The following is a 1,707-nucleotide window of genomic DNA, read 5'->3' on the forward strand; positions in this document are numbered from 1 at the left end:
CCTGCCACTCACTGATCCAGGTTTTCAGCTTCGCGAGCATCTTGTGATCGATCGCAATACGCGCCTTCGAATCGAGCAGGATCTGGCCGATCAACAGCGTGCGTATCAGTGCAACGATGTTCTGCTGCTTGCCCACCGCCAGGCGGCTGTCGATGGGCACCCAGGCCAGCAGGATGCTTTCGAACGTCGCCTTGCCTGCGCTGCTGGCCAGTTGGCCGAGAGCTTTGAAGGTGTCCTGAACGGGTTGTTTCAGCGCCTTCATCCACGGCTTGTCGGCAAAGCCCTGGTGATTGAGCGTGCCGTTGAGTTCGCCGATGCGGGTGGCCAGGTTGGTCACGTCGCCAAGGCCGTTCAGCAGCGCGTTGGCCTCCTGATGCAGCGCGTGTTTGAGCGCCGGCGAGAAGCCGTAGCGCAAGGTGCCAAACAGGCTGCTGTCGTTGGCTTCCTGCTCGGCAAGCCAGGTGCTGGCGGCGTTGTCCTGAGCGTAGATGATCTGCAGGTTAAGCATGAGCGTTTGCAGATAAAGCAGGCTTTCAGGGTGGGTGGTGTCGACAAACAGCTTGAGCGGTTCGGTGCCCAGATGGGCCGACCATTTCCGAAAGTCGCTTTGCGTGTCACGCACCTGTTGCAGCAGTGTGTCGCCGGTTGGCAGGTGCTGCTGAAGGTACTGACGCGCACCGCTCAGATCGACCTCGCGCCGCCATTTGTGGCGATCTTTCCAGGCTTGCAGGGCCTCGTCGGCGGGCGCGCTGCCGTAACGCATTTCAAGCGATTTGCGCATGTCCAGGCTCTTGAACATGTCCGGCATCAGCAGAAAATCGCCGGGAACGTTACTGCTGCTGATCTGCGCTTCCTCAAGGATGCACTGCTCGAAGTAAGCTTCGAGCTCGCCCAGATACTGGTGAGTGAGCGCGGCATTGTCGCGCACCGATGCCGGCAGTTTCTCCGGTTCGCCCTCAGCGCCACACAGTGCGGTGACCGTCTGGGCGATCTGGATCTTGTGTTCGTGCTCGGCTTGCCAATTGCGGTAAGCGGCCTGATCGGCGGCCAGTTGCATGCCCAGATCGTTGAAAATGGCCAGCGGGTCATCAAGGGCGATGAGCAGTGAGCTGTGCTGGTCTTCAACGCTGCCCTGCCAGAAAACGTCAGCGCCGATTGGCGAAAACAGTGCCTTACCTTCATCGCTATCCGAAGGCGGGCGGGCAGCAGGAATCGCCGAGTCTGCAAAGCGGCCATCGTCAACCACATGCTCCTTATCGATGTCCGCCACCGCCTCGGCGATACGGTTCAATGGCAAGGTATCCGGCTCGGCCATGGTCATGCAGTAGCGTTTCAGATCCAGCGCTTTCATCCATGAGAAAAGGCGATGCGCAGCAGGTTGTTTCGCGGATAGAGCAGGAAGGGTTTGCCATCGTCGGCACCGCTTCGCCGGTCACTGCCAAGCTGCGCATCGGTCCAGACAATACGGCTCAGGTTGCCAGTGGCGGCTGACACCACGTACTCATGCAACGTTTCGGCAGTAGCCCAGCGGCTGCCCTTGAGTAGCGGTTTCAGCTTCTGGGGAGCGGTATCGTAGCGGGAGCGATCCAGCGCATAGCGCACGGGCACGATGGCGACGTCAGGTCCGCGGAAGGGACACAGGCTGGTGGCCGTGGCGGGAGTTTTGGCGAACGTTGCAGCACGTCGTTGAGTATGGGTGCCGGATTT

General features: G+C 60.3%; 1 pseudogene. It reads right to left on the bottom strand.

Going from position 1 to position 1,707, the window contains the following annotated elements:
* Positions 1–1,707, bottom strand: a pseudogene (locus AO388_RS26690) (hypothetical protein); the annotation flags it as partial.

It is taken from the genome of Pseudomonas sp. ICMP 10191 (assembly GCF_001467335.1).
GTDB classification, from domain to species: domain Bacteria; phylum Pseudomonadota; class Gammaproteobacteria; order Pseudomonadales; family Pseudomonadaceae; genus Aquipseudomonas; species Aquipseudomonas cerasi.